Source organism: Paraburkholderia sp. TE9906 (assembly GCF_056279605.1).
Genome location: NZ_JBWCCT010000009.1, coordinates 262,674 through 285,175 on the forward strand (window position 1 = coordinate 262,674; position 22,502 = coordinate 285,175).

Consider the following 22,502-nt stretch of genomic DNA (forward strand, 5'->3'; position numbering starts at 1 on the left):
TTAACATGCCGGAGGCTCAACCATTCGGTAAAGGTGAAAGCACATTTAATATGGATATCTAATGATCCAGAATATAAAAAAATGAAGGCGGCATCGCAACTTTGGTGCTTCTTAGGTTTTGCCGCTCTGCAACTGTTGGGCGGCCTCTTCCAGACAGGCCACCATCAGTTGCGCGCTCGGTGTCAGACCGCGGTTTCGGTTCCAGAGCACGCCCGACGGACGCAATAGCCGGGGCAAAGTCAATGGCAGCGCATGCAAGGGTTGCGCGGCATCGTTCGCCGGTGTGCCGACCATGACGGCAATGGAATCCGAAATCTGCAGGTGAGCTCGGGTCACATGAACGGAAAGCGTCTCGATGTAGTTGTTCGTCAGCGGTACGTCATGCGCTCTCAGTGTGCGTTCGAGCGAATCCCTCAGAATCGAGCCTTGCGGAGGCAAGATCCAGGGATAAGGATGGAGATCTGACCAGGTCAGGTTTTTGCGCCGGGCCAACGGATGTTGCCGCCCGGTCATCAAGGTGACGGGTTCTTCGAGCAGCGCTTTTTCCTCGAAACTTCCAAGCGTGTCCGGCGCGGGCAAGCGCCCGACTATCAGGTCGAGACGTCCTTGCCACAACTCGGGCAGCAGTGCGCCGCGCGTGCCTTCGACTACTCTCACGTTCGTTCCCGGCGACTTTATCTTCAACAGGTTGAGCGCCTGTGGCAACAGAGCGGAAGCCGAAGCCGGCAGCATGCCGATGTGTACCTTTCCCTCCGTGCCCGAACTCAGCGCTTTCATTTCATCACGCGCCTGATGCAGGATCGTCAGCATCTCCCGTGCATGACGTATGAGGCATTCGCCATGCGGCGTGGGCACGAGCCCTTGCGCCGTGCGCGAAAAAAGCGTGAGCCCGAGTCCACGCTCCAACTCGGCCAGTGACTTCGATACCGCCGGCATCGTGACATGGGTGACTTCCGCCACCTGCGTCAGATTGCGATAGATATCGATAGTCACGATCAGGCGAAGATGTCTCGCCTTGAGATTTACCTGCAAATAGCCGTCGAGCCCCGTCACGATATGTCTCCTGCTTTCAGTCCTTCGGTTTGAGCGCGTGCAACGTCATGCCCAGCGATATCGCGGTGAAATAGCCGATCGTGACAAGCAGTTCCGCGATGACCGCCCGGCCCAGCACTGCGTCGTACCTGGCAAAACGCACATCGTCAATCGACCCGCCTGCCAGGATGTCGCTCACCGCATCACACACCACGCCGAAGCGCCCATGTTCACCCTCGGGTCTGCGCTTGTCCAGGATGGCGGCAACGACCGCCTCGGGAACCCCGGACTTCAGCGCATGCCGGTGATGGTTCGCGATCACGTACGGTGCGTTCCAGAATACCGCCGTGGCAAGAATCGCGACTTCGGTTTCCGCCTCGCTAAGCACGGGCGAATGATCGACATGAGTGCCGATGATTTCCATCCCCTCGGCCAGACGCGGGTTATGCAGCCAGATATTGAACGGGGTCGGAATCCGCCCGCGACCTTCACCCAACTGCGCGATGACTCGCTTCTGTTCTTCGGTTGCTTGCTGCGCGTCGACGCGCGCCAGTCGATCTTGCGTCATTCGTCATGTCCTTCCGTTAAAAAATCAATTTCCGCCGAGCCCGGGCAACCACTGTCCGAGGAAGCTGTCCGGCCAGGGAATATGAAGAATCCGATCGAAGACAACGTAGAGAAAGACGGTCACGCACCCGGCGAGAATCAGGCTGAGCTTCCATGGCTCGCGCCCTTCGACGCGCATATAGCCGGCGATCATCAACGGCACGGTCGGCAACATGCCGATCAGCGACATGCAGGCCAGAAACGCGAGGAACCAGCTGAAGAAACGAGCGGCGCGCGCCAGCACGGTCCTATTGGGCAACTTCTCGTCGTGATCGCTCGATACATCCATGTGCACGCCGCTCGTCGTACCCGCCACGCCGTGAGCCGGAATCACGAAGACCTTGTACGCGAGACTGACCGTCCCGGCGATGACAAGAATGCTCGCCACGACCGTCGGCCCGATTCTCGCCATGAGAAGCCAGCTTTGCGAACTCACCAGCATATAAAGCCCGACGCTGATGAAAAAGACATGGACGAGATCCTCGCGTTTGAGGACGATCGAACCGCTCGGTTTGAACTGTGCGACTCCGCCACTACGCAATGCCGTGAAAAGCGGCTTGAAAAAGACCAGCGCGGCGAGACTTAAAAGCACGATGACTACCGGGCGCGACAACCAGGCGGTGTCGTAGCGCACGAACGAAATCGACATATACCGCTCCATCAGCACGCCGAGCACGAGTCCGAGAATCAACGGTGGACGGGCCCATTTGAGCCGCTTCATCGTCCATCCGATGACGCCTGCAATCAGCAGCACGAAGAGGTCGCCCCAACTCCGCGATCCCTGAAACGCGCCGACATAGATGACCGGCATGATCACGGGGAGAATCAGCGTGTAGCGCAGCGTCGAAACCTTCGCGAACTGTCCGCTAAGGAGAAAGCAAAGCCCCGCGCCGAAGATGTTGGCGAGCGCGATCGACCAGACCATCGAATAGGTGAAGTCGAGGTGCCTGGTCAGCATGTCGGGGCCGGGGATGAAGCCGTGCACCATCATCGCGCCGAGCAGAATGGCTTGTGCCGCGCCGCCGGGCACGCCGAACGAGAGCATCGGCACGAGGCTGCCGCCCTCTCGGGCGTTATTGGCCGCTTCCGGCGCGATCACGCCGCGCACGTCGCCCTTGGTGAACGATTGCTTCGCGCCCTTGGCCGTCTGCAACGCGTGGCCGTACGCGATCCAGTCCGTCACCGCGCCGGTGATGCCCGGCACCGCACCGAGAATCGCGCCGAGGCCGCCGCAACGCAGAACCAGGAACCAGTTCCGAAAGCTGTCTTTGACGCCCTGAACCATGCCCTGCCGCGAGGTGAACTGCACATTCTCCGCGATAGCCGCGCGCCGGATGGCCAGCTCGCACAACTCGGGCAACGCGAAGATGCCGAGGATGATCGGCACCAGCGGGATACCGTCCTGCAAGTAGAGAATGTCGCCGGTCCAGCGCATCTGCCCGGTGGCGACGTTCGTGCCGATCATCCCGACCAGAATGCCGAAGCACGCCGCGACGACGCCGCGCAGCGGCGCATTGCCCGACAGCGCCGACACCATCGACACGCCGAACACGGTGAGCGACAACATCTCCGGTGTGCCGATCGACAGCACGAACGGGCGCACCAGCGGCAGCGACACCGCCAGAACGACCGCGCCGATCAGTCCGCCCATTAGCGACGACATGTAGCATGCGCTCAACGCTCGCGATGCCTCGCCGCGTTTGGTCATCGGCAGGCCGTCGAGCACCGTTGCCTGAGATGCCGCATGACCCGGTACGCCGAAGAGCACGGCCGGAATCACATCCGATGTGGTGATGACCGATGCCATCCCGAGCAGCATCGCGAACGCGGCATACGGATCCATGGTGTACGTGAACGGCACCAGCAGCGCGAAACCCGTCAGTCCGCCGATTCCCGGCAGCAATCCGATCGCGAGTCCAACCGTCACGCCGAATACCAGAAAGATGATCCGGTTGAACTGCAAGAGCGTCGACAGCGCATGTCCGGCCGCCGTCAACGTTGCATCATTGAAGAACTCCATGTCTCATCCTGATGGAATGGCGAGCATCGCAGGCTCACCTGTTTTAGGTCCGACGCTAAACTTCCGCGGGATGCGGGACGCTCACCCAGCCAGCATCGGATACAGCGCTTTTGCGGTACGCCCCCAGATCCAGGCGCGCTCTTCGTCGCTCAAGCCCGCGAAGCAGGCGTTGCCTTGCTCGATGAGCGTCTTCAACGGTCCCGCCGACGCCGGATAATTCGAGCCGAAAGCGAGGTGATCCGCGCCGAACACTTCCACGAGGCTGGCAAAGAACGGCTCCGCGCCACCCGGCGCCGACTGTGCGAGATCGAACGTACGCGGCGTGATCTTCATGTAGACGTTCTCGTACTTCGCGAGCGCAAACAGCCCGGCGCAACTCGCATACGGCGGGCCTTCTTCCAGATTCGGCCGACCGCAGTGATCGAGCGCGATCTTCACCGACGGGAAACGCTCGGCCAGTTCCGCCACCATCGACAAACCGTCCGGTGTCGTCTGAACCGCCATGGTCATGCCGAGTTCGGCGCAGCGTTCCCAGATCGGGAACGTCGCCGGGTTGACGAGCCAGCTTCCATCGCTTTGATGCGTGGCGCCGCCGGTGAAGAGCCGGATTCCGCCCATGCCCCGCGCGAGCCACTCGTCGAAGGTCGTCAACGCGTCCGGCGCCAGCAGGTCGAACGAATAGACACCGGTGAAGCGGTCCGGATGCTGCGCCACGCAGTCGGCGACGTATGAATTGTCGGTGCCATAAGTCGTCGACGAATGCACGATCGCGGCTTTCGATACGCCGGCTTCGTCCATCTCGGCGATCAGATGCTCGAAGGTGATGGGCCGGGTCGCCGACCACTTGGACCGATGTCCGTGCTGAGGCGCGATCGGATAGCGCTCCGTGTCGGCCGAGATGATGTGCGGATGAATGTCGATGATTTCGGGCGTCATGTTGGCTTTACCGTTTGGTGATGGTGTTCTTTCCTGCGCTGCTCAATGCGAACCGAAGATGAGCTTGCGCGCATCCGCAATCTGCGGCTCGGGCGTGGCATACAGCCTGGCGACGATCTGCTCCACTGCGCTTCCATCGATGGCATCGAGCGGATAGCCCGACTGCTTCATCGCGTCGATGAAATCCGGATCGGCGATGGTCTTCGCGAACGCATCGCGAAGCGCGTTCAAACGATCCTGCGGCACGTCCTTCGGCACGGCGATGGGGCGTCCTGCCTGAAACGGAAGAATGAACAGATTGAAGAGCGCCTTCACATCCGGCTGCGTGATGTAGGACGAGAGGTTCGGGACATCGACGTAACCTGCGGGGCTGTTCCAGCCGAGATGCAGCAGCACCTTCATCTTTCCGCTCTTCAATAGCTGCACCGGCTCGCCTTGTTGAAGGCCATCGATGGTGGACGCCCAGCCATCGACTTCACCGCGCTGCATCGCAAGATAGACTTCTCCGCGCCCCGTGTAGCCCGGCACGATGCTCATCTTCGCACCGATATATTCGTCGAGAAGCGCGGGCAAGGTGCGATCCTCGTTGGCAAATCCGGTCGCGCCGATATACATCTTCTTCTTGCTCAGATCACCCGCCGTGGTCACGCCGGATCGCGTCATCGAAACCAGACAGTATTCGACCTTGTTGAGGCTTCCGATCCATCTGACCTTGCGCGGATCGAAGCGGTTTTGTCTTTCGTCGAGCAACGGAATATAGAGGTTGTTTCGCTGAAGGAACCCGATGACGGTGCCATCGCTCGGCTGCCGCGACTGGAGCGACGCCGCCGCGACCATGCCGCCCGCGCCCACCACGTTCATCACGATAGCTTTGGGATGGCCCGGAACGTACTTGACGAAGTAGCGCGAGAACTGACGCGCGACGATGTCCGTCACCGTTCCCGCGTCCGCGCTGACCACGAGCGTCAATACTTTCCCTCGATAGAAGTCTTCCACCGATTGATTCGACGCCGGGGCCGCACAGGCCGTCGCGGCGAAGCCGAACAGCGCCGCGCAAGTGCAGATCGCGGTCCTGAGATTCATCATCGTGCTCGTCTCCGTGTAGATGCGCGGAACCGTCCGTACGGTTCGCGTCGTCGCTCGTGATTGCTGAAGTGGTGAGCGCAATTTGATTGTGCCAGCGCGTCGAACGAGGCGGATTGAGAAAATCAGCAGCGGGGTTGAGCGAATGGTTAGGGTGCGAGCATTCGCCCTTTCGCGCCTGGAGCGGGGACGTCAGCGCGTTTTCTGTACTTCTTGCGCGAGGCGCAGGGCCGTCTCTTCGAGGCACGAGATCATGAGTTGCGCGCTCGGCGTGAGCGTGCGGACGCGATTCCAGAGTACGCCGGCGGGCCGCAGCAGGCGGGGCAGATTCAGCGGCAGCGTATGGAGCGGCTGTGAATGGCTGGTCTCGCGCGCGGACGTATCGGCCATGATGGCGATGCAGTCGGATACCTGCAAGTGCGCGCGGATGACGTGCAGTGACAGCGTCTCGATGTAGTTATTCGTCAGCGGCACGCCGTGCGCCTCTAGCGCGCGTTCCAGCGGATCGCGCAGGATCGAGCCGGGAGGCGGGAGTATCCACGGATAGGGCAGCAGATCCGACCATTCCACGGTCTTCTTGCGCGCCAGCGGATGCTGCCGCCCGGTCACGAGCATCACGGGTTCTTCGAGCAGTTCTTTCTCCTCGAAGCTTCCGAGCGCATCCGGAGGCGGCAGGCGGCCTACGACGAGATCGAGGTGACCTTGCCACAGATCGGGCAGCAGCGACGCCGTGGATCCTTCGACGATCTTCACGTTGGTGCCCGGCGAGCGCTGCTTGAGCAGCTTCAATGCATTCGTCAGGAGAATGGATGCGGAAACCGGCAACACGCCGATCTCGACCTTGCCCTCGGTCCCCGCGCTCAGCGCTTTCAATTCGTCTTGCGCCTGATGCAGGACGTGCAGCATTGCTCGCGCATGGCGCGTCAGGCATTCGCCGTAGGGCGTGGGGATCAGCCCTTGCCCTGTGCGTGTAAAAAGCGTGAGACCGAGCCCGCGTTCGAGTTCGGCTAGCGACTTCGAGACAGCGGGCAATGTGACGTGCGTGACTTCCGCGACCTGGCTCAGATTGCGATACGTGACGATGGACACCAGCAACCGCAAGTGCCGAGCCTTGAGGTTGATCTGCAGATACCAATCGAGTTCCGCCGACACGTCGCACCCTCTTCCGGTATGAGTGAATGGTTAAGTCTTCGGCCATTTTACTCAATCGACCGGTTGCAGATGCGCGGGCAAAATCCGCGATTGTGCGCTTCGGCTCATCGCCCGCGCCGAAGTCTGGCCACAAAGCATGCGTTGCGATTCGTCCGCGCCAAATCCCACAACTATCTGCCGGCTTGACCGGCGTTCGGAGACATGCAGATGACGTACGACTCGACCCGCCGCAGCTTTCTGCGCAGAGCGGGAGCCCTCGGCATGAGTGTGGCGATGGGCGGACTCGCCGCGCCTCACCTCGCCAACGCCGCCTCGACCGAAATCCGCATCGTGAGCAATCCAGGGCTGGAAAACGCAACGCTGAACGCCTTGATGGATGAACTCGGCTACTTCAGGACCTTCGGCGTCAACGCGCGAATCATCCAGGTGCCCGGCCCGACCGGGCCGTTCGATGCCATCGCGCGTGGCGCCGCCGACGTCTGCATGGTGTCCGGCTACAACCTCGTGCTGACGCGCATCGAGCAGGGCGCGCCGGTGAAGATCATCGGCGCTGGCATGAAGAAGTGCGCACTGACGATTTTCGCCAGGCCCGAAGGCGCGAAAACACTCGCCGATCTGAAGGGGAAAACCGTCGCGGTCGGGCCGAAGCTCGGCTTGCTGCATACCCTCATCCTGCAACTGATGAAGGAAAAAGACATCGACGCTTCGACCATCGACTTCGTCGATCATGGCAGCAACGACCAATGCTTCGATGCAGTCGCGAGCGGTGCAGCCGATGCCTGCTGCGCCAGCATCTCCCATCTCAACGACGATGCGGGTCCGAACGTTATCGGCGAAGGGAATTTGTGGCAGGCGCTGCCGAACTGTGTGTTTCAAACGGCGTACGCATCGGATTCGGCGCTCGGCGCAAAGCACGAAGGATTGGTCTCCGTCATGGCCGCTTACGGCGCGCTCTACGACTATCTGATGTCGCCCGCGTCGCATGACGCGTTCTTCGACGCACGCAAACGCGCCCAGAAGAAATTCGACGTTGCATCGGCCCAGGCGATCTGGGAGTTCAATCAGACGCAGCGGCCATATTCGAGGGATCTGTCGCTGACTGAGAAAGACATTGGATATCTGCAGGATATGGATATCGGCGTGGGAAGCCTGAAACGGAAGCAAGCGTTCAGCGCAGTGGCCGATATGTCGGCGGCAGGCACCGCCGCGAAACTGGTTCGATAGACTATTTATGGGGAAGCATGCGCTTCCCCCTTGCCTCGCTCAGAACGTGTGACGGATACCCGCAATGACGGAGATCTGCGAACTGCCTGCGGGAGGCGTCGGCACTGGAGAAAGCGTGGTCGCTGCGAGCGCCAGATTGCCGGAATTGTGGATGTGCTCACCGGTCACATAGAGCAACGTACGCTTGGAAAGCAGGTATTCGCCGCGCAAGACCTCGATCAGCGCCTTGTTGGGGGAATGCTCGTATTTGAGTTGCGCCAACATGCCGTCGATGTGGAAGAACGGCGTCACCGGTACCGTGCCCGTGACCCACAGCAGGTTGCTTCGCGGCGTGGCGATGCCTTCGTTCACGCGCCTGATCCAGCCCACGCCGAACTTCGCCTTGTGAATCATGAAGTAACCACCTAGCGTGAAGCGGCTGTCCGTGAGATCCGGCGATGTCAGTCCGCCCCAAGTCGCAGACGTACCGCCATAGTTGCGCTCGTAGGAAGTCGCGAGACCCCAGGTATGCCCTTCGTACTTGAGCAGCGCCGAATACTCCCTGCACTGATTCGAAGGGCTCGTCTGGCCCGGGCAATTCGTGGCGACGCTGCTGTTGCCCGCGACCGCATCGCGGCCGAAGCTGTAGTTGACGCCGCCTTCGAAGTCGCCCAGGAAGTAGCGATAGCTGACGGCGTTATCGGCGCGTGCGTTGGCAATCCCGTTGTCGAGTGTCGTGAGACCTTGTGCACCCGTTCCGAACGGATTGATGAAAGAGATGCCGTAGAAGCGCATCGTGTACTGGCGGCCGAACGTCAGGCGGCCGTATTTCCCGTCGATACCCACATACGACTGCCGGCCGAAGAGGCGGCCGCCTTGCCGTGATGCGCCGGTCGTCGGACTGAATCCGCCTTGCAGATCGAAGATTGCCTTCACTCCGTCTCCCAGGTCCTCGCTTCCCCTGATTCCGAAGTACGACGTGGCGGTTCCGTCGCCGGTGCGCCATCCGTTGGCGGTCGTGTTCTTGCCGGTGGCGACGTTGTTGACGAACTCGACGCCCTGATCCATCAAACCGTAAAGCGTCACAGAGCTGGCGCCGACGGGCTTGGGGGGCGGTGCGTCTTCTTCTATGTCTTGCGCCCATGCGGGTGAAGCGCCAAGAAGTGCGGCACAGACGCACATCGCGGTCCGGTATTTCATTTCTCGTGTCTCCGTCATGTCGCTCACTGAGGCGAGAAAGCGGTGTAGAGACCGCCGCGCGCCTGTGAGTTTTTCGATTTGTTATTGCAGTGTTCAAATTCTGCCAGCGCGATGCCATCTGCAAGTTGAATAAAGCCGCATTCCGGTTGAGGAAATGGTTAATGCCGCCGCGAACGCGCCACGACTCGGTCGATCGAAACCAAGGCAATAAGGGCGCTTCGGGCGCCCTGATGATCGTGACTTTGGAACGGGGTTGCGACGCCGGTGACCCACTTCTTCAGGAACCGCATGACGGGTTCGTGAGCGGAACCGACGTCGAGATGTCCGGTTGTCCGCACCGGGAAAGGACCGTTACTGGCCGCGTGCTGCCCGATGCGCTTCCCCCTGTCGCCCCAAAGTGTTGCAGGCCGAGCTGCTGCAGGCTGCGCTTTGGCCCTGACGGGATGAGTTTGGCGCCCTGGTGAATGTCGTTCAGGGAGAGGCTGCAACTATCTGGAGGTCGCTTCATTTAACCTTGAGTTTTCTGGGGCGCCTCCGGAATCACCATGAATATTTATTGGCCGTCATGTGCGTAGCCGTCCGCCTTCGTATCGACACTCACGCGGATGAGCACCCCGCTGGACCCGGTAATACCGCCGCCCTGGAAGGTAAGAGAGCCTTCTTTCTTGTAAAAAGTTTCAATACGATAAGCGTCCTTTCCAAAATAGAACGGAATAAATGCCTTGCCTGTAGTGTAAGAGTGAGTGTCATTCGGAACACCGATCAAGTCTTCGACTTCCCTCTGCCCCATACCAATCCGAAGTTTTGCAAATTTGCTGTTCTTCGCAGGTGCACCGACAATTTCACCGTCCGCTTTTCCGACATGGACCCTCTGGATGCTTCGGCCATCGGCGGTTGAAGTTGGCTGCTGCGTTTTTTGTGCCGTAGATGAGCTAGATACCGAAGCCGTCGGCGTAGTCTGCGGTTGTGATGGTTCTGGTGCAACTAGATCCATTGGATTGGTTAAAGTAGCTATCCAATCAATCTGGTGGCCGGTGATGAGCAAGCGTAAAGGTCTGGAGGGGATGTTCGATGGACGGAATTTCGATCGCGAGATAATTGTTCTCTGTGTGCGCTGGTACCTTCGCTACAAGCTCAGCCTGCGCGATCTGGTCGAGATGATGACCGAACGCGGCCTGTCGCTGGCGCACACGACAATTATGCGTTGGGTAAAGCGCTTTACGCCAGAGTTCGTCAAGCGCTGGAATCGGTTTGGTATCCCCACGGGCCGGTCCTGGCGGGTTGACGAGACCTATCTGAAGATTCGGGGCAAGTGGGTTTATCTTTACCGGGCGGTAGATCGGACCGGCCAGACGGTGGACTTCATGCTCAGAGCAAAGCGAGACGTGGCTGCGGCTAAAGCCTTTTTCACCAGGGCCGTCAAGCATCAGGACCAGCCGCCGGAGACGATCACACTGGATGGGTATGCTGCCACGCACCGGGCGGTGCGTGAGATGAAGGCTGATGGCCTGCTGCCTGAGGACACGAAGGTCCGGAGCTCGAAGTACCTGAACAACCTGATCGAACAGGATCATCGAAACATCAAGTCCAGAACAAACGTGATGCTCGGCTTCAAACGTTTCAGGAGTGCCGCGACCACGATTTCAGGCATCGAATTGATGCATCGCATTCGCAAGGGGCAGTTCGACCTCTGTGCTCTCGGGATCAAGAATACCGCTGCGCCCTCCATCTGGAACGCCGCCCTCTTCAATAAATAAGGTATCCATATTTATGGAAGACATCTCCGCCCCACCGGCTATTTTCACCAGAGCCGGGACGTTGCCCTTCACCTCAATTCGGCGCGCCCAGGTAATGGCCCTTTCGCTCTTTGTTGAATGGGCCCAGGCAAGAGCGAGTTCTTCGGTAATCGGGCCAGGATGGGTCATGGCATCTGCGAAGCGAGCGAAGTCCATCAGGATCGGGCCAGAAATCTTAAGATCGAAACCGAGGGAATGCCTCTGTGGCAGATACGTCTTCGCCTGCGACATCATCGTATCAGTTGGTTTTACGGAATTCTTCATGACGTTCTCGCCTGCTGATCCGCCGTCTTCTGTGCCACAAAGCGCATGCCCGGTTGTTGTGCGGCGATACATATCGCTCGAGCATCCGCCGCGTCAGTCTTGTTGTTTTGAACGATTGGGCGAATGAATTTGGCATGCAGCAGAATGACTTCATGACGGCGCGTCTCGTCGCGTCGGGCGTATGTTCAAGGCCGCGCTGCCCCTGACCAGGCTGTAATCCCGTACTTCAAGCAGTTAATCGCATACAGGACCGGTTCTCGCTCGTTACTAGCCGGCAGCTCGAGTGCACTGCGCCCGGATAACCACGTCGGCCGTTCCGCGACTGCAGACCCCGACCAGAGGCCCAACGTTCCACAGGCTACGCAGCCGGACGCGCCCCTTCCCACGCACGCTGTAGCAGTGCCCTGAGAGGCTCTTCCTCGATCGGTCGCGGATTCCAGTACGGATTCGACAATGCCACCTTGCATGCGTGCTCGAGATCGGATTCGCCTAGTCCGATTTCGCGAAGACCTCGCGGAATTCCAAGTTCTTCGTTGAGCTGGTAAAGGCCGTCAGGCGCTGAATTCACATTCAACGCCCTGGCGATTCGAGCCATGGCCTCAACCGCAACGCTGCTGTTGTAGGCGAGAGAATGAGGCAAAACGATTGCGTGCGTTTCGGCATGAGGGAGGTTGAATGTTCCGCCCAAGGTGTGGCACAGCTTGTGATGCAGAGCCATGCCAACATTGCCGAGTACCATTCCGCACAACCACGCACCATAGAGACATTCGCTGCGCGCCGCCTTATCCTTGCTGTCCCTCTTCACTCCGCGCAGTCCGCTGGCGAGCGAACGAATGCCCTCCTCCGCCATCATCGACATGACGGGATTTCCGTCCTTTGCGTATAGCCCCTCGGCCGCATGCGCGATCGCGTTGAGACCGCTGACAATCGACAGGCGAACCGGAAGCCCGATGGTCAACTCGGGGTCGTACAGGACTGTCTTTGGGATGACCCTTGTATCCCGGCCCGTTTTCTTCAGACCGTTTTCGGTTATGCCGTAAATGGGAGTCATCTCGGACCCAGCATAAGTTGTCGGGATCGCGATAATCGGCAACGAGGATTCGAGCGCAATCGCCTTGCCGAGCCCGATAGTCGAACCACCGCCAATCGCCACTGCGCAGTCGGCGCCGACCGACTTCGCGTGTTCGCGTGCGCGGCGCGCGTTCTCGATCGGCACATGCATCTGCGCGCCGTCGAACACCCCGGCGCTCGAAGGCCCCAGGAGAGCGGAAATGACTTCGGCCTGAGCCTTTTGCTCGGGGGTGCAGAGAACCAGCGCCCGGCGGGCGCCCAGTGCCTCCACTTCCTGTTGAATCAGCTTCATGCTCCCAGCACCGAACACGACTCTCGACGCCTGCGTGGTATAGGTGAACTCGTACATGAGATTGGCTTCCTGTGTCGTCAAACGGTACGAACCCGCTTAGATGTAGTCCACCTGGTGGCGAGCGATACGAGCGTCACCCACGATTTCCTTCACTCGGAGATGCTCAGGGTGAGACGCATAGGCGTCGAGCTGCTCTTGGCTTTCGAACTCCGTGTACAGGACTACGTCGCAGGCGTAATCCACGGCACTCACATCCAGCCCGACCTCTAGCCTGGTAAGCCCGGGAATCTTGCCGCTCAGACTCTCAAACGCCGTTTTTACGAGCATCGCCGATTCCTTCTTTTGCTGGGGCGTCTCGCCGCGAACTTTCCACATCACGATATGCTTGACCATATTTATTTCCATGAGTAATGCTGATGACCAGGCCAAATGTTCGAGATGCAATCTCATGACTCAAGTGTGCATGTCAGCCGGGGCCCCGCGACGCGCGATGCCCCACTGACTTCTAAATCTGGTCTGCCGTAGAAAAGAGCGCTTACGCCTTGTTCTTGTTGTACACGTCGACGAACACGGCTGCGAGCAGAACGATGCCTTTGATGACCTGCTGATAGTCCACGCCGATGCCCATGATGGACATGCCGTTGTTCATCACGCCCATGATGAATGCGCCCACGACCGCACCGACCACTTTGCCGACACCACCGGAGGCTGAGGCGCCGCCGATGAAACATGCTGCGATGACGTCGAGCTCGAATCCGGTACCCGCCTTCGGTGTTCCGCTATTCAGACGGGCGGCGAAAATCAGCCCGGCCAGCGCGGCCAGCACACCCATGTTCACAAAAGTCAGGAAACTCACTGCCGGCACGCTGACGCCCGACAATCTCGCTGCCTTCGCATTACCGCCCACCGCGTAGATACGACGACCGATCGTCGTGCGATTCATGATGAATGTGTACACGCCAATCAGCACCCCCATGATGACGAGCACGGTAGGCAAGCCGCGATAGGATGCGAGCAGGTAGCAGAAGAACACGATCAACGCCGTCAGAACGACATTCTTCGTCACGAACATCGAAAACGAACCGCTCTCGACTCCATGTTTCGCCGCACCGGCACGCTGGCGGAGCTCGATCGCAAAGAAAAGCGCGCCGACAAGCACGCCGAGGAGAATCGACGTGATGTGAAGCGACTGTCCGTGAAAGAAGTCAGGGATGAAACCCGAACTCACGGCGCCGAATGCGTCGGGAAACGGCCCGATGGACTGGCCTTGCAGAACAAGGTTTGTCATGCCCCGGAAAACCAGCATGCCGGCCAGCGTCACGATGAACGATGGCATCCGCCAGAACGCGATCCAGTAGCCTTGCACAGCGCCCATCAGCGCGCCTGCCGCGATACAGATGATGGTCGCCCAGACGTAATTGACCTCAAACTGCACCATCAGTACTGCCGCCAACGCGCCCACCAGGCCGGCCGTCGAGCCGACGGAGAGATCGATGTGGCCTGAAACGATCACCATGAGCATGCCAAGTGCCATGATGACGATGTAGCTGTTCTGAAGCACCAGATTGGTCAGGTTGAGCGGCTGCATCAGTACGCCGCTCGTTGAAATCTGGAAGAACACCATGATGATGACAAGCGAAAGAAGCAGACCATATTCGCTGCCAATACGCTTGACCACACCAAAGACTTCGCTTTTCTTAACCTCGGCGCCTTCGGCGGCCACCGGAGAGAGTGCCTTACGCATTTTCGATGCCTCCATTTCGCATGATCGCTCGCATGATTTTTTCCTGCGAGACGTCTTCTGCGGTGAATTCGCCGACAAACCGGCCTTCGTTCATGACATAAACGCGGTCACACATGCCAAGAAGTTCAGGCATTTCCGAGGAAATCATGACCACACACTTGCCTGCTGCAACCGCATGATTGATGATGTTGTAAATTTCGTACTTTGCTCCGACGTCGATGCCTCGCGTGGGCTCGTCGAGAATCAGCACCTCGGGTTCGGAGAACAACCACTTGCTCAGCACGACCTTCTGCTGATTCCCACCCGAGAGATTACCGACGACGTGGGTCACACCTTGAGCGCGAATTCGGAGTTTCTTGAGAAAGTCGGTCGCGACCGTGATTTCCTCGTGTTCGTCCACGATCCCAAGCTTTGATATGCCGGACAGGTTCGCCAGCGTGATGTTTCGCTTGATGTTGTCGTCGAGTAGCAGTCCGTTGCCCTTGCGGTCTTCGGTCACGTAGGCGATGCCCGCGTTGATAGCCTTCTGCACCGATGAAACATCGACCTGCTTTCCGTGCATCAATACCTCACCGGTAATGTCCTGACCGTACGTGCGGCCGAACACGCTCATGGCGAGCTCCGTGCGCCCCGATCCCATCAATCCGGCGATTCCAACGATCTCGCCCTTGCGCGCCTTCAGGTTCACGCCTTTGATCACTGCACGGTCGCGCTGTGTCGGATGCTGGACACGCCAGTCCCTGACTTCGAAGATCACTTCGCCGACATCGGGCGTACGCGGCGGGTAACGGTCGGACATCTCGCGGCCGACCATCGCCTTGATGATGCGGTCTTCGCTCACACTGTCGATGCTGCAATCGAGCGCGTCGACCGTCGAACCATCGCGAATGACGGTGATACCATCTGCGACGCGCGAGATTTCGTTCAACTTGTGCGAGATGATGATTGACGTCACGCCACGCGCTTTCAGTTCCAGCAACAGCGTAAGAAGCGTGTCGCTGTCCTTCTCGTTCAGGCTGGCTGTCGGCTCGTCGAGAATGAGCAGGCGAACTTCTTTCGAGAGCGCCTTCGCGATTTCAATCAGTTGCTGCTTGCCAATCCCGAGCGTGCCGACCGGCGCGTCCGGCGAGTCATTAAGACCTACCTTCGCCAACAGGCCCTTGGCTTTCGCTCGCGACACCTGCCAGTCGATGACGCCGCGCTTCGACTGCTCGTTGCCAAGAAAGATGTTCTCGGTAATCGAGAGCATCGGTACGAGGGCCAGTTCCTGATGAATGATGATGATGCCGACCGCCTCGCTATCGGAAATATCGGCGAATGTCCGTTCCTGACCGTCGTAAAGGACGTCGCCAGAATAAGAGCCGTGCGGATAGACGCCGCTGAGGATCTTCATCAAGGTCGATTTGCCCGCGCCATTTTCTCCGCAGATGGCGTGAATCTCTCCCTGACGTACCCTCAGATTGACGTTATTCAGGGCTTTGACAGCGCCAAAGCTTTTCTGAATTCCGCGCATCTCCAGAATGGTATCCATGGTCAAATTCCTCTAGTTGGTCACGCTCGGGAGCGTGCCTGCGAGAAGCGGGGCTCGGTTAAGGGCCCTGCCACGCTGACGTTCGGACGCGTTACTTGACTTGAGCCTGAGTGTAGTAACCGCTCGTGACCAGCTCCGCCTGGTAATTAGCCTTGTCGACGAGGATGGGCTTCACGAGATAGGTCGGAACGATCTTCGCCCCGTTGTTGTAGCTCTTCGTGTCGTTGACGGGAACCTGCTTGCCGCTGAGCGCGTTGTCGACCATTTCGGCTGTCACGCCGGCGAGCTTGCGGGTATCCTTGAACACGGTCGAAGTCTGGTCGCCACGAATAATGTTCTTGACGTTCTGGATGTCAGCGTCCTGGCCAGTGACAACCGGCATGACTTGCTGAGCCGAGCCGTATCCCACGCCCTTTAGCGACGAGATCACGCCGATTGCAATCGCGTCATTGGGCGTCCAGACCGCGTCGAGGTGGTCCTTGCCGTAGAAAGCACTCAGCAGGTTGTCCATCCGGGACTGAGCCGTCGCGCCATCCCAGTTGCGTGTCGCGACTTTATCGAAAGCAATCTGTTTGCTCCGCACCACGAACTTGCCGCTGTCGATGTAAGGCTTGAGCACCGACATGCCGCCCGCGTAGACCATATGCGCGTTGTTATCGTCCGACGAACCACCAAATACTTCGATGTTGAGCGGGACCTTGCTGCCGGCTTTCTGCCACACGCTGACGATGCTTTGTCCTTGAAGCACGCCGACGCCGTAGTTGTCGAAAGTTGCGTAGTAGTCGACGTCTTTGGTCTGGCTGATCAGGCGGTCGTACGAGATGACCTTGATGCCTTTCTTGTGGGCGAGTGCAAGCGCATCGGAAAACGTCTTGCCGTCGATAGGCGCGATGACCAGCGCTTTCACACCCTTCGCGAGCATGTTCTCGACCTGGTTCACCTGCGTCGGAACATCGTAGTTAGCGTATTGCAGGTCGGCCGTATAGCCCTTCGCCTTCAGCGCGTCGACCATGCTTTTCCCGTCGGTAATCCAGCGGGATTCGGTCTTGTCGGGCAGCGAAATGCCAATGACACCCTTATCCTCGGCAAAAGCAGCATCGGACATTGCCGAGAACGCAGCCGAAGCGGCGAGGATGATCGCAACACTCTTCAGAATCTTCATGATTTCGTCTCCTATTTAGGAATGCGTATTTGTGATTCCGGTGAGCAACGTACGGAATCCCAGGCCGACGCCCAAGGGCGTCAGCCGTTCAAACTCTTAACCAATAGCGACCTCTGAACCGGCTTCTTTGGAGGAAGCGAACATGGCCTCGATCACGCGACTGATGTTGTAGGCCTGCGTGGCCGGCACGACCGACTGTGTGCCGTTGCGCAACGCGTCGAAGAATGCGTTCGACTCGCGGTCGAAGTACACCGGGTTGCCGATTTCAGCGATATCGGGCGAATACTCGGTTTTCTTCGTTGCCCAGATTTCCGGGAAGCTGGTCTCTTGCCACTCGGTCCAGCCTTCGGGATGCTCACCTTTGCCTGCGTCATAAATCTTGTAGCTAGCGGGCAGCGAGCGGGATGACATGATGCCTTCTGTCCCGTAGGCGGTGATGTCCCAGCTTTCTGTCCACGGCAGGACGTCCCACGACATGAAGTCGACGGTGACGATCTTGTCTTCGTAGTTCAGCACCGCGCCTGCTGCGTCTTCGCGCGATTCGTCGCCGTGGAAATTCGGGAACTTCGTGATGCGGGCGTTCACGGAACGCGGTAAGCCGAAGTGCAAAAGGATGCGGTCGATCAGGTGGCAGCCGATCACGAACACCGCACCGCCGATATCGCCTGGCTGAGTCATGTGCGGCGTGCCTGCCTCGTCGTGCGAACAGCCGCCGTGAGCCCGCACCTGCACGACTTTCCCGAGACGACCGCTCTTGAGCGCGGCCTGCATCGCATCGACCGAAGGGGCGAAACGCCAGCAATAACCGACTTGCACGAGGCCGCCGGTACGCTCTACCGCGTCAACGATGCGTTTCGCGTCGACCGAGCTGCGACCCGCGGGCTTCTCGCACAACACTGCCTTGCCTGCTTCGAGCGCCTCGATGGTCAGGTCGGCCATCTTCTCGCTCTTGGAGTGGACGAGCACGACATGAACGTTCTCGTCCGCCAGAATGTCTTCCTTCGAGCGGGCCTCGAGACCGAGCGCGTCGACGAATGGCGTGAGCAGCGGGCTTGCATCCCAGGCACCGAGCATCTTCGCGTCGGTGCGACGCTGGATTGCCTTGACTCGCCCGGATGTGTGCGGGTGCGTAATGCCAAGGCAGGCGACACCGAGCGTTTCGTTGCGACCGATCTTTCGCGTCATGACTTATCTCCTCCGGATTTCCAGTTACACCTTGACGGCTTTGCCCGACAATGCGGACGCGAGCGCGCAGTCGGCGAGGTGCAGCGCCTTCAGGCCGTCCTGCACGGAGGTCGGCAAAGGCGACTCCGCGCTCAGTGCGTCGACGAAGGCTTCGAGTTCGGCCTTGTACGCCGCCTCGTAGCGTTCGAGGAAAAAATTGAGCAGCGGCTCGCGGACGTCGGTTGCTTCCCTGGTCCAGCGACGGATCGTCGAAGGGCGAAGATTTTCCTGCAGAAGCATGCCCTTTGAACCCGACACTTCCATCCGCTGGTCGTAGCCATACACGGCTTCGCGACAACAGTTGATGTGGCATTGTTTGCCCGACGCCGTCCGCAACTGCACCATTACCGTATCGAAGTCGGTCAGCTTCTCAAGTGACTCATCGACGAGACGGCTGGCGATCGCCATTACTTGGACCGGCTCTTCGCCGAGCAGCCAGCGAGCCATGTCCAGATCGTGGATTACCATGTCGCGGAAGATGCCGCCCGAGTGCTCGACATAGTCACGCGGGGGCATGCCCGGGTCGCGGCTCGAAATGATCACCTGGCGCACTTCGCCTACGTCGCCGGCGTCAATCGCTTTGCGGAACGCTTGCGACGTCGGGTCGAAACGTCGATTGAATGCGAGCATGACGCGCCCACCGAGTCGCTCAACTTCGTTGGCGGCGGCGAGTGATTTGTCCATGTCGAGATCGATCGGCTTTTCGCACAGCACAGCCTTGCCACGCTTGACCGCTTCGAGCATGAACGTGATGTGCGTGTCCGTGGGCGTGCCGATGACGACTGCGTCGATGTCCTTTCTCTCGAGAACGGCTGCAGGGTCTGTCGAGGCTTCGCACCCGAGACGGGTAGCCAACGACGTGGCTGCGCTTTCCACCGGGTCGGCGACCACGACCAGCTGTGCGTTGGGGCTCGCAGCGACGTTGCCAGCATGAATACGACCAATGCGGCCGGCACCGAGTACGGCGATTCGAATCATGTGAGTCTCCAGAGATACTTTGTCGGTTAAGGTCAAGAGGTTCAGACGGAAGCTGTACTTTTTGCAGAGAACTGCGCAATGGTCGTGTCGTAGGCGCGCTTTGCCATCTCGTCGAGCGGGAATTTCCGGTGCACTTCGGAGATGAGTTCCACGCCGTAGTACGGGAGCGTGCAGCCTGCCTGCTCCAGTGCATCCACAAACGCGGGGCAGTCGCCTGCACCTTCGCCACAAAGCTGGCGGTTGAAGGTCGAGTCGTCGAATAGCGAGCCCTTGACCTGCGTACCCACGTCGTCCATTTCCACACCCTTGATGAAGCGCGCCGGAATTCGGGCGACCTCGCTATACGGGCTGCCGCCGCGCGCTACGTGCCAGTGGTCGACCATCAGGCCGCCGTTGGGCTGGTTTGCACCTTCAGCAACCTTCAGCGCCTCTGCGATGTTCCGGATCGGAGAGAACGGCATGAATTCGATTGCGACCGTCGCGTCAACCGCCGCCACGTCCTGGCAAAGTTTCGCGAATTCATCGGTCATGCGCGGAAAGTCGGCCGGATTTTTGTCGAATGGGCTCGCGCCGATCTTCAGATTGCGCATGCCCAGTTCGCCGCCCAGGTCGATGAAACGGCGACGGCAGTCGTCCGACGCGGCCCGTGCCTCTCCGTCGAAGTACCAGTCCATCAGGATTTCGAGTTCGAAGTACTTCATGCCCGTATCGTCCAGAATCTTCCTGACGCCGGACACCCCGTACTTCCCGATGCTGTACTCAAGGTCATCGAGAATGAGGCCGATGCCACTCCAGCCCGCACGCGACGCCGCTTCGCAACGATCGCGCAGTGGGAACGGGCTGATTTCGTTCGGCGCACACGGATAAACGTCGCCAGCGAGGGTCCAGTACGCAGCCAGTAGTTCTTTCTTCGCGCTCATAGGTATACTCCTGTGTCTCTCAATGTGATCGGTTATCTGACGGCGCACTGTGCGCGCCGAGCGATTACGTGCTTTCTCGCGTGGGCTGGCCGGCCGTCGCGAGCGTGAAGTCCCACGACACGGACCAGAACGGCGAAGACAATCCAACGCGCTCACCGGCTCGTGGGTCGTCGATCTTGTTGAAATTGGCGATCAGTTCACGCTTGACGCCGAAGACCGCGTCTTCAGGCAGATACGGGCAATCGGGCGTAAAGATGTGAGTGATGACCGGGTCAAAGCCACGTGCGGTAACGATGAAATGCAGGTGCGCCGCGCGATTCGGATGCCGGCCCATGGCGCCGAGGAGTTTCCCAACCGGGCCGTCCGACGGAATCGGATAATGACGCGGCTTGACGGACTTGAACCAGTAGCGGCCTTCAGCATCCGACGTGAAGACGCCGCGCAGATTCGAATCGGGTTGAATACCCTTCTGCTGCACGTCATAGAAGCCGTCGTCGTTGGTCTGCCACACTTCGAGCTTCGCGTTCGGAATCGGGTTTCCATCGATATCGGTTACACGGCCTTCGACCACCAGGGGCTCACCCTTTCCGTCCAGGCAAATGTTCGCGCCGTTCGGATAGTCGGGTGCGTTGGCGATGTAGAAGGGACCCAGAATCGTGTTCGGCGTAGCACCGCTCGGACGACGATGGTTGATTGCGTCAACGAGCATCGAAACGCCGAGAATGTCCGACAGCAGGATGTATTCTTGACGCCAGTCCGTGCACATTTGACCCGTCTCGGTCAGGAAGCGGATGGCGGTGAACCACTCTTCATGCGTCGGCTCGATTTCCTTGACCGCTGCATGAAGATGCTTGACCAGAACCGACATCACCTGGCGCAGGCGAGCATCGGCGTCTTCGCCCATACGCGCGTTGACGACTTCCGCGGAGCGGGCTTCACTGAAATACGGCGACGTGGACTGAACTGTAGAGGTTGCGCTTTGCATCGAGTGTCTCCATCAATCTTTTTCTGCAGCTTTGAGACGAGTCTATATTCGCCTTGGCTGGCAAAACAGAGCTAGAAAGGGAAAGTCTTTCGCGCTGAGTGGGAAGAAGCCGCGACAACGAGGAGCACAAGGCTCACGCCGTCCAATGCCGCTCGTAGTCGTTCTGCTGGAAGCGCTCCACGAGCGCGTCGATGAACACCCGCACTTTCACGGGAAGATGCGCGCGGGTCTGAAACGCGATGTTCATGTTCAGGCGGGGAAGATCCCAGTCGTCGAGCACCGGCACAAGGCGACCGGATTTGACATCGTCGTAGATGATGTATTTGGGCTGCACCAGGATGCCCATGTTGTCGAGCGCGGCGACGCGCAATATCTGACCGTCATTCGACTCGACCAATGGCTTCACCCTGACCACGACGTTCTCGCCCCCACGCGTGAACGAGAGCTCGCGTGGATTGTCGGCGAGCTGATAGTTCAGCAGCCTGTGCTTCGCGAGCTCTGCCGGGAATCGCGGGCGGCCGTTCGCTTCGATGTAGCCGGGTGAAGCAGCCAGAATCCGGCGTGTCGATGCCAATCTTCTAATCGTGATGTTGCTGTCCGGCTCGAGGACTTTCGTGCGAATGGCAACGTCGATGCCGTTCTCGATGATGTCGTAGTAACGGTTAGCCGCCACCACCTCCACCGTGATGTCGGGATAACGCGCCGTGAAATCAGGAAGCATCGGCGCGATGTGCAGCATGCAAAATGACAAAGAGGCTGTGACGCGCAGCACGCCGCTGGGTCGCACCACCGCCTCCTTGATGACAGCCTCAGCTTCGCCGAGGTCCGCGAGTATGGATTTGCAGCGCCGGTGGAACTCGGCGCCCGCCTCTGTCAGATAGAGATTGCGGGTGGTCCTGCGTACGAGTTGAACTCCAAGTCTCGCCTCCAACGAAATCAGATACCGGCTCGCCGCCGAGATAGACAGGTCGACAACCTCAGCGGCGCGGCTAATACTGCCGGACTCGGCTACTTCGACAAACAGCTGCATCTCCTTGAACTGATCCATTCCCTGGCACCGTGACGTCTTTGTCTCCGCCCGTATCCGAACCGGATACAGGAGCACGCGCGACTTCGCTGAGTCGTTCTTTCTGTCGCACTGACGCCATCATAGGGCGATGAATCTATCTGAGGACGACAAAAACACATCAATAATCTATCAGTTCGGCACTGCGTCAGTACCGTGGCGCCACGCATGTCTGGCAAGCGCTCGCGCGAACTCGGCCGGCTCCCAGCCCTCGCTAAGAGCCCGGAGCATCATCTG

At 59.3% G+C, this 22,502-nt stretch carries 21 protein-coding genes and 1 pseudogene; 2 read left to right on the forward strand and 20 right to left on the reverse strand.

What is annotated here, in order from left to right:
- Window positions 1–111: 111 nt before the first annotated feature.
- From ACZ9H4_RS25160 to ACZ9H4_RS25185, 6 genes are all read right to left on the reverse strand, one after another.
- Window positions 112–1,053 carry a LysR substrate-binding domain-containing protein gene (locus ACZ9H4_RS25160; protein WP_408150197.1) on the reverse strand — a complete coding sequence of 314 codons (942 nt, stop codon included), beginning with the start codon at window positions 1,051–1,053 and terminating at the stop codon, window positions 112–114.
- Window positions 1,054–1,069: 16 nt separating this feature from the next.
- Window positions 1,070–1,600 carry a carboxymuconolactone decarboxylase gene (locus ACZ9H4_RS25165; RefSeq protein WP_408150199.1) on the reverse strand — a complete coding sequence of 177 codons (531 nt, stop codon included), beginning with the start codon at window positions 1,598–1,600 and terminating at the stop codon, window positions 1,070–1,072.
- A 24-nt stretch (window positions 1,601–1,624) separates the two neighbouring features.
- Entirely contained in the window at window positions 1,625–3,658 is a 2,034-nt protein-coding gene (locus tag ACZ9H4_RS25170; protein ID WP_408325378.1) for a tripartite tricarboxylate transporter permease, read from the reverse strand.
- Between the two features lie 81 nt (window positions 3,659–3,739).
- Window positions 3,740–4,594 (reverse strand): amidohydrolase family protein, encoded by an 855-nt coding sequence (locus ACZ9H4_RS25175; protein ID WP_408325376.1) that lies wholly within the window; start codon window positions 4,592–4,594, stop codon window positions 3,740–3,742.
- Window positions 4,595–4,636: 42 nt separating this feature from the next.
- Complete coding sequence (locus tag ACZ9H4_RS25180) at window positions 4,637–5,680, reverse strand: Bug family tripartite tricarboxylate transporter substrate binding protein (RefSeq protein ID WP_408325373.1); 1,044 nt, start codon at window positions 5,678–5,680, stop codon at window positions 4,637–4,639.
- Window positions 5,681–5,869: 189 nt separating this feature from the next.
- A complete protein-coding gene (locus tag ACZ9H4_RS25185; protein ID WP_476121482.1) occupies window positions 5,870–6,829 on the reverse strand; it encodes a LysR substrate-binding domain-containing protein in 960 nt (319 codons plus the stop codon).
- A 207-nt stretch (window positions 6,830–7,036) separates the two neighbouring features.
- Here ACZ9H4_RS25185 and ACZ9H4_RS25190 point away from each other — a divergent pair, with 207 nt between their 5' ends.
- The gene (locus ACZ9H4_RS25190; protein ID WP_408325368.1) at window positions 7,037–8,053 is read left to right on the forward strand and encodes an ABC transporter substrate-binding protein; all 1,017 of its coding nucleotides are present in this window, start codon (window positions 7,037–7,039) and stop codon (window positions 8,051–8,053) included.
- Between the two features lie 39 nt (window positions 8,054–8,092).
- Here ACZ9H4_RS25190 and ACZ9H4_RS25195 read toward each other — a convergent pair whose 3' ends face one another.
- Together ACZ9H4_RS25195 and ACZ9H4_RS25200 are read right to left on the reverse strand one after the other, a co-directional pair.
- Entirely contained in the window at window positions 8,093–9,232 is a 1,140-nt protein-coding gene (locus tag ACZ9H4_RS25195) for a porin (protein ID WP_476121485.1), read from the reverse strand.
- Window positions 9,233–9,785: 553 nt separating this feature from the next.
- A complete protein-coding gene (locus tag ACZ9H4_RS25200; RefSeq protein WP_408150210.1) occupies window positions 9,786–10,277 on the reverse strand; it encodes a hypothetical protein in 492 nt (163 codons plus the stop codon).
- Here ACZ9H4_RS25200 and ACZ9H4_RS25205 point away from each other — a divergent pair.
- Window positions 10,270–10,989 (forward strand): IS6 family transposase, encoded by a 720-nt coding sequence (locus tag ACZ9H4_RS25205; RefSeq protein ID WP_459252111.1) that lies wholly within the window; start codon window positions 10,270–10,272, stop codon window positions 10,987–10,989. The two genes, ACZ9H4_RS25200 and ACZ9H4_RS25205, sit on opposite strands and share 8 nt — an antisense overlap.
- On the opposite strand, the gene ACZ9H4_RS25210 is transcribed toward ACZ9H4_RS25205, so the two are convergent.
- The 12 genes and pseudogenes from ACZ9H4_RS25210 to ACZ9H4_RS25265 form a co-directional block, all read right to left on the reverse strand.
- On the reverse strand, window positions 10,876–11,364 hold the full coding sequence (locus ACZ9H4_RS25210) for a hypothetical protein (RefSeq protein WP_476121487.1): 489 nt from the start codon (window positions 11,362–11,364) through the stop codon (window positions 10,876–10,878). The genes ACZ9H4_RS25205 and ACZ9H4_RS25210 overlap by 114 nt on opposite strands.
- Window positions 11,301–11,441: pseudogene (locus ACZ9H4_RS25215) on the reverse strand (IS110 family transposase); the annotation flags it as partial. The gene ACZ9H4_RS25210 and the pseudogene ACZ9H4_RS25215, both read right to left, overlap by 64 nt.
- A gap of 209 nt (window positions 11,442–11,650) precedes the next feature.
- On the reverse strand, window positions 11,651–12,712 hold the full coding sequence (locus ACZ9H4_RS25220) for a maleylacetate reductase (protein WP_408150213.1): 1,062 nt from the start codon (window positions 12,710–12,712) through the stop codon (window positions 11,651–11,653).
- A gap of 39 nt (window positions 12,713–12,751) precedes the next feature.
- Entirely contained in the window at window positions 12,752–13,048 is a 297-nt protein-coding gene (locus tag ACZ9H4_RS25225) for a Dabb family protein (RefSeq protein ID WP_408150215.1), read from the reverse strand.
- 142 nt (window positions 13,049–13,190) lie between these two features.
- Window positions 13,191–14,399 (reverse strand): multiple monosaccharide ABC transporter permease, encoded by a 1,209-nt coding sequence (gene mmsB, locus ACZ9H4_RS25230; RefSeq protein ID WP_408325363.1) that lies wholly within the window; start codon window positions 14,397–14,399, stop codon window positions 13,191–13,193.
- On the reverse strand, window positions 14,392–15,930 hold the full coding sequence (mmsA, locus tag ACZ9H4_RS25235) for a multiple monosaccharide ABC transporter ATP-binding protein (protein WP_408150218.1): 1,539 nt from the start codon (window positions 15,928–15,930) through the stop codon (window positions 14,392–14,394). Before mmsA ends, mmsB begins: the two co-directional genes overlap by 8 nt.
- 91 nt (window positions 15,931–16,021) lie before the next feature.
- Window positions 16,022–17,092 (reverse strand): multiple monosaccharide ABC transporter substrate-binding protein, encoded by a 1,071-nt coding sequence (gene chvE / locus ACZ9H4_RS25240; RefSeq protein ID WP_408150220.1) that lies wholly within the window; start codon window positions 17,090–17,092, stop codon window positions 16,022–16,024.
- Between the two features lie 96 nt (window positions 17,093–17,188).
- Window positions 17,189–18,277, reverse strand: a complete 1,089-nt coding sequence (locus tag ACZ9H4_RS25245) for a Gfo/Idh/MocA family protein (RefSeq protein ID WP_408150222.1) — start codon at window positions 18,275–18,277, stop codon at window positions 17,189–17,191.
- 24 nt (window positions 18,278–18,301) lie between these two features.
- Complete coding sequence (gene iolG, locus ACZ9H4_RS25250) at window positions 18,302–19,294, reverse strand: inositol 2-dehydrogenase (protein WP_476121492.1); 993 nt, start codon at window positions 19,292–19,294, stop codon at window positions 18,302–18,304.
- Between the two features lie 41 nt (window positions 19,295–19,335).
- Window positions 19,336–20,214, reverse strand: coding sequence for a sugar phosphate isomerase/epimerase family protein (locus ACZ9H4_RS25255; RefSeq protein WP_408325355.1), 879 nt, complete (start codon window positions 20,212–20,214; stop codon window positions 19,336–19,338).
- A 64-nt stretch (window positions 20,215–20,278) separates the two neighbouring features.
- Entirely contained in the window at window positions 20,279–21,199 is a 921-nt protein-coding gene (locus tag ACZ9H4_RS25260) for an intradiol ring-cleavage dioxygenase (protein WP_408150226.1), read from the reverse strand.
- Window positions 21,200–21,332: 133 nt separating this feature from the next.
- Window positions 21,333–22,247: a LysR family transcriptional regulator gene (locus ACZ9H4_RS25265; RefSeq protein WP_408150228.1), complete on the reverse strand. Its 915-nt coding sequence runs from the start codon at window positions 22,245–22,247 to the stop codon at window positions 21,333–21,335.
- Window positions 22,248–22,502: the final 255 nt, after the last annotated feature.

What these genes read in the sequence shown, in the direction of transcription:
- mmsA (WP_408150218.1), bottom strand. Translation starts at nt 15,930, where the DNA reads ATGGATACCATTCTGGAGATGCGCGGAATTCAGAAAAGCTTTGGCGCT.
- chvE (WP_408150220.1), bottom strand. Translation starts at nt 17,092, where the DNA reads ATGAAGATTCTGAAGAGTGTTGCGATCATCCTCGCCGCTTCGGCTGCG.
- iolG (WP_476121492.1), bottom strand. Translation starts at nt 19,294, where the DNA reads ATGATTCGAATCGCCGTACTCGGTGCCGGCCGCATTGGTCGTATTCAT.
- ACZ9H4_RS25255 (WP_408325355.1), bottom strand. Translation starts at nt 20,214, where the DNA reads ATGAGCGCGAAGAAAGAACTACTGGCTGCGTACTGGACCCTCGCTGGC.
- ACZ9H4_RS25210 (WP_476121487.1), bottom strand. Translation starts at nt 11,364, where the DNA reads ATGTATCGCCGCACAACAACCGGGCATGCGCTTTGTGGCACAGAAGAC.
- ACZ9H4_RS25260 (WP_408150226.1), bottom strand. Translation starts at nt 21,199, where the DNA reads ATGCAAAGCGCAACCTCTACAGTTCAGTCCACGTCGCCGTATTTCAGT.
- ACZ9H4_RS25170 (WP_408325378.1), bottom strand. Translation starts at nt 3,658, where the DNA reads ATGGAGTTCTTCAATGATGCAACGTTGACGGCGGCCGGACATGCGCTG.
- ACZ9H4_RS25180 (WP_408325373.1), bottom strand. Translation starts at nt 5,680, where the DNA reads ATGATGAATCTCAGGACCGCGATCTGCACTTGCGCGGCGCTGTTCGGC.
- ACZ9H4_RS25205 (WP_459252111.1), top strand. Translation starts at nt 10,270, where the DNA reads ATGAGCAAGCGTAAAGGTCTGGAGGGGATGTTCGATGGACGGAATTTC.
- mmsB (WP_408325363.1), bottom strand. Translation starts at nt 14,399, where the DNA reads ATGCGTAAGGCACTCTCTCCGGTGGCCGCCGAAGGCGCCGAGGTTAAG.
- ACZ9H4_RS25195 (WP_476121485.1), bottom strand. Translation starts at nt 9,232, where the DNA reads ATGAAATACCGGACCGCGATGTGCGTCTGTGCCGCACTTCTTGGCGCT.
- ACZ9H4_RS25220 (WP_408150213.1), bottom strand. Translation starts at nt 12,712, where the DNA reads ATGTACGAGTTCACCTATACCACGCAGGCGTCGAGAGTCGTGTTCGGT.
- ACZ9H4_RS25190 (WP_408325368.1), top strand. Translation starts at nt 7,037, where the DNA reads ATGACGTACGACTCGACCCGCCGCAGCTTTCTGCGCAGAGCGGGAGCC.
- ACZ9H4_RS25175 (WP_408325376.1), bottom strand. Translation starts at nt 4,594, where the DNA reads ATGACGCCCGAAATCATCGACATTCATCCGCACATCATCTCGGCCGAC.
- ACZ9H4_RS25265 (WP_408150228.1), bottom strand. Translation starts at nt 22,247, where the DNA reads ATGGATCAGTTCAAGGAGATGCAGCTGTTTGTCGAAGTAGCCGAGTCC.
- ACZ9H4_RS25225 (WP_408150215.1), bottom strand. Translation starts at nt 13,048, where the DNA reads ATGGTCAAGCATATCGTGATGTGGAAAGTTCGCGGCGAGACGCCCCAG.
- ACZ9H4_RS25165 (WP_408150199.1), bottom strand. Translation starts at nt 1,600, where the DNA reads ATGACGCAAGATCGACTGGCGCGCGTCGACGCGCAGCAAGCAACCGAA.
- ACZ9H4_RS25245 (WP_408150222.1), bottom strand. Translation starts at nt 18,277, where the DNA reads ATGACGCGAAAGATCGGTCGCAACGAAACGCTCGGTGTCGCCTGCCTT.